The following is a 3,684-nucleotide window of genomic DNA, read 5'->3' as shown; positions in this document are numbered from 1 at the left end:
CCTGGACGTGGCGCACCCGCCACCCTACACCCTGCAGTAGCCGGTCTATGGGGAAACTCGACGGCTAATGCACCGTCTTCATCTTCTTGTTGACGTAGTCCATCAAGACGTACTGGCCGAGCGACGCCGGGGTGGTGAAGTAGGCCTTCCCTTTGACGATTTCCGTCACCTTCTTGACGAAACCGACGAGTGAGTAGTCGCGAGCGAGCATGAACGTATTGATCAGGATTCCCTTGCGCCGACACTCGACCACCTGCTTGAAGGTCTGATCGAGAATCAGAGGATCGAGGCCGAAGGGGTTCTTGTAGATGCGGCCGTCCTCGAGGGTGAGCGCCGAGGGCTTCCCGTCGGTAATCATGATGATCTGCCGCATGTCGGACCGGTCACGAAGCAAAATCTCCTGGGCCAGTCGAAGCCCCTCGGCGGTGTTGGTATGAAACGGCCCCACCCGCACCGATGCGAGTCGGGCCATGGGGACTTCCTCGGCGCTGTCGTGAAACAGGACCAGATGGAGGTTGTCACCGGGAAACTGCGTTCGGATGAGGTGTGCGAGCGCCAGCGTCACCCGTTTCGCCGGAGTGAACCGATCCTCGCCATAGAGGATCATGCTGTGACTGCAATCGAGCATCAGAACCGTGGCGCACGAGCTCCGGTACTCGGATTGATGCACGTGAAGGTCCTGATAGGCGAGATCCACCGGAACCCCGAGCCCGTTGCGGCTGACGGCGGACAGCAGCGTCGCGCCCACGTCCAGATTGAGCGTGTCACCGAACTCGTAGGGCTTCGAGCTACCCACGATCTCGACGCCGGTCGCAAGCTCTTTCGTCTCGTGCTGGCCGAAGCTCGCTTTTCCCAGCCCACCCAGGAGCCCTCTCAATGACTTGAATCCCAGAAAGTCGATCGATTTGTCGGTCAGCTCGAAACGGGGGCCCGACCGTGGCGGAGACACGTCACCGAGCTCGTTCGCCTCGGGGTCACCGGCCGCGGTCAAGTCCGGGTTCGGCTCGCTGACGCGGATGTATCCCTCGTCCTGCATCCGCTGGATCAGACGATCCAGAAATTCCCGGAGCTCGGAGTCCTCGAAATTCTCGGCATCTCCCATGAGACGGTCGATGTCCTCTCGGGTGAGCTTTCCCTCGCGAAGCAGCGCCCGGAGCACGGCCTCGCGAAGCGCCTGCATCGTGTGGTCCGACAGCTCGGTGAATCCGAAAGGATCGGCAAAACCGCTCTGGAGCAAATAGTCCGAGAGCTCGTCGATCAAATCGGACATCGATAGATCGTCGAACGGATCGGGAGTGTATCGGCTGTACTTCGTTCTCGACATTGGCTAGTTCAAATGCGTCTTCTGGCTGTCGATGGCGTCCTCGTAGCCGATCTCGGTGCGACGCTCTTCGCTTCCGTGATAGCCACGCTCCTCGCTGCGGGAGACCCGCTTCAGACCCACCAGTCCTTCGAGAAGGAACTCGGCGGCGGCCAGACGCTCGCCCGCGGACGTCGTCTCGTCGGCGTTGACGATGGACGTGCGCTCGAGCAGCCCCGGAATCTTGCGAAGCGCACCGAGCGCGTCGCTCGCGGAGCCGGAGTCGGGAAGCCGAAGGTAGCCTCCTCGGTCGAACCACTCGACCACCGGAGTAAAATCCGCTCCGCTCGCGTATTTCTGGAAGATTCTGCCCACCGCGCGGCGGATCAACTCCCTCGCTATGGTTTCGGCTCCCTTGAGCTCGCCTTCGTACTCGAGCTCGAGCTTTCCGGTGATGGCGGGAAGCGACGCATAGATGTCCGACACTCTCGGTACCGCGCCCTCGTCCCCATCGAGAAGCGCACGCCGTTCCCCGCTCGACACGACGCTTTCCAGAAGCGTGATCGGCAGCCTCTGGCTCACGCCCGAACGTTTGTCGACACGCCGATCGCCGCGGGCCTGAATGGCGACTTCTTCCACGATCTCCCGCAGGTAATAGGGAATCACGACCGGGGTGCCCTGCTGCGCCCGTTCGGTCCAGGCCTCGCTGCGGGTAATCGCAACCCCCTGCTCGAGGGTCGCGGGGTAATGCGTGCGGATCTCCGCTCCGATGCGATCCTTCAGCGGCGTAATGGTGCGGCCGCGGGCGGTGTAGTCCTCGGGATTGGCGGTGAAGACCATGAGCAAATCGAGCGGCAGGCGCACGGGATAACCTTTGATCTGGACGTCTCCCTCCTGGAGGATGTTGAACAGACCCACTTGAATCTTCGCCGCGAGGTCGGGAAGCTCGTTGATGGCGAAGATCCCGCGGTGAGCGCGCGGGACCAGCCCGTAGTGGATCGTGAGCTCGTCGGACAGATGCAGGCCGCTCTTCGCCGCGCGAATCGGATCGAGGTCGCCGATCATGTCGGCGATGGTCACATCCGGCGTCGCGAGCTTCTCTACGTAACGAGCCTCCCGAGGCAACCATCGAATCGGGGTCTCGTCCCCACGCTCGCTGACGAGTCTCCGGCAGGCGAGGCAGATCGGCCGATAGGGGTCGTCGTGAATCTCGCAGCCTTCGATCACGGGAATCTTCTCGTCGAGAAAGCGTGAGAGGCCGCGAATGATCCGCGTCTTCGCCTGCCCGCGGAGCCCGAGAAGAATGAAATGGTGCCGCGAAAGAAGCGCGTTCACGATCTGCGGCACCACCGACTCCTCGTAGCCGACGATACCGGGAAAGAGCTCCTCTCCGGCGCGCATCCTTCGGATCAGATTCTCTCGAATCTCGTCCCGCACCCCACGATTGCGCCTTTCGCCATGGCTGGATTTCGAGAGCTCGCCCAAGGTTCTCATTTCTCGCATAGGCCCCAATTATAGACACGCTCGCTCGCCGCGGCACGCTACGATAAGCTTGGGCCGATCGAGAGAATCATGATGGGCGCGCTCGTTCGGCTGGTCATCCGGGGAATTCTTCTCCTTCTTCTCGTTGCCGGCGCGCTCTCGGCCTACCATCTCTACCGCTCGGGCCATTTGCCGCTCGTCGAGCGTGCCATAGAGGACGCCACGGTAGTGGGCTCGGTCAAGGCCGCGATCGCCCTTCACAAGGACTTGTCCCGGCGAGAGCTCCACGTTTCGGCTGACGAGGGCACGGTGAAGCTGAGCGGGCGCGTCCAGAGCCTCGAGGAAAAGGAGGCCGCGTCGGAGCTCGCGAGCCACGTCGCCGGCGTCGAAAACGTCGAGAACGACCTGACCGTCGACCCCGACGAACGAGCCGAGCCGAGCGATAGAGAAGAAAAAAGCCTCGGGAAGCGGCTCGACGACTTCGCTCTTCTCGCCAAGATCCGGGCGGCGCTCCACCTCGACCGGGAGCTGCGGAAGCTCGAGCTCGGCGTCTCGGTCTCGGCGGGCACGGTGAGCCTGAGCGGCTCCGTTCCCAGCGAGGAGCTTCGCGAAAGAATCCTCGTTCGCGTCGAGAGCGTCGAGGGCGTGCGAAACGTCGACGACCGCCTCGCGGTCTCGACCGAGGGGAGCTAGCAGCTAATCCAGAGCCGCCAGGAGCTCTTGGGGGTCGAACGGCTTCTCGAAATAGGCCACGTGCTCGAGCTCGAAGGCTTGTTTGCGGATCGCGCTGCAGCCGTAGCCCGTGATCAGAATCGAGCGCATTCTCGGGCGGAGGTGGCGAACCGATTCCAGAAGGTCCAACCCGGTGCCGTCGGGCAGATCCAGGTCGGTGATGAGGGCAT

4 protein-coding genes are annotated in these 3,684 nt (G+C 62.6%); 1 reads left to right on the top strand and 3 read right to left on the bottom strand.

What is annotated here, in order from left to right:
* Positions 1 to 64: 64 nt before the first annotated feature.
* Together VEK15_29715 and VEK15_29710 are read right to left on the bottom strand one after the other, a co-directional pair.
* Complete coding sequence (locus VEK15_29715; GenBank protein HXV64912.1) at positions 65 to 1,324, bottom strand: VWA domain-containing protein; 1,260 nt, start codon at positions 1,322 to 1,324, stop codon at positions 65 to 67.
* A gap of 3 nt (positions 1,325 to 1,327) precedes the next feature.
* The gene (locus VEK15_29710; protein ID HXV64911.1) at positions 1,328 to 2,803 is read right to left on the bottom strand and encodes a magnesium chelatase; all 1,476 of its coding nucleotides are present in this window, start codon (positions 2,801 to 2,803) and stop codon (positions 1,328 to 1,330) included.
* A 69-nt stretch (positions 2,804 to 2,872) separates the two neighbouring features.
* On the opposite strand from VEK15_29710, the gene VEK15_29705 reads away from it, so the two are divergent.
* Positions 2,873 to 3,475: a BON domain-containing protein gene (locus VEK15_29705; protein HXV64910.1), complete on the top strand. Its 603-nt coding sequence runs from the start codon at positions 2,873 to 2,875 to the stop codon at positions 3,473 to 3,475.
* 3 nt (positions 3,476 to 3,478) lie between these two features.
* Here VEK15_29705 and VEK15_29700 read toward each other — a convergent pair.
* Positions 3,479 to 3,684: response regulator (locus VEK15_29700; protein HXV64909.1), on the bottom strand; the 206-nt coding region annotated here is incomplete at its 5' end.

Source organism: Vicinamibacteria bacterium (assembly GCA_035620555.1).
Classification (GTDB): Bacteria; Acidobacteriota; Vicinamibacteria; order Marinacidobacterales; family SMYC01; genus DASPGQ01.
The sequence above is the reverse complement of the archived record's forward strand: the minus strand, read 5'-3'. Positions and strand labels throughout refer to the sequence as shown.

What these genes read in the sequence shown, in the direction of transcription:
- VEK15_29715 (HXV64912.1), bottom strand. Translation starts at nt 1,324, where the DNA reads ATGTCGAGAACGAAGTACAGCCGATACACTCCCGATCCGTTCGACGAT.
- VEK15_29710 (HXV64911.1), bottom strand. Translation starts at nt 2,803, where the DNA reads ATGCGAGAAATGAGAACCTTGGGCGAGCTCTCGAAATCCAGCCATGGC.
- VEK15_29705 (HXV64910.1), top strand. Translation starts at nt 2,873, where the DNA reads ATGATGGGCGCGCTCGTTCGGCTGGTCATCCGGGGAATTCTTCTCCTT.